At 50.5% G+C, this 285-nt stretch carries 1 pseudogene; it reads left to right on the plus strand.

What is annotated here, in order from left to right:
• Positions 1-285: pseudogene (locus Q4563_RS19250) on the plus strand (hypothetical protein); the annotation flags it as partial.

Consider the following 285-nt stretch of genomic DNA (forward strand, 5'->3'; position numbering starts at 1 on the left):
TATCAGCACCTGGGATGTACTGCATAAATACGGCAGTGATTACAAGGTTATCTTTGTTGGTGATGCCAGCATGGCCCCTTACGAAGTAACCCATGTGGGCGGTAGCGTCGAACACTACAATGACGAAGCCGGTGCGGTCTGGCTGCAACGTATTACTCAGCGGTTTCCCCATGTCGTTTGGCTGAATCCAACACCACAACGATGGTGGGGGCCTTATGGCTCACTCGGAATGATTCAGCAGCTGATGGAAAATCGAATGTATCCGCTGACGGTTGAAGGTATTAC

This window comes from Gilvimarinus sp. 1_MG-2023 (genome assembly GCF_030548285.1).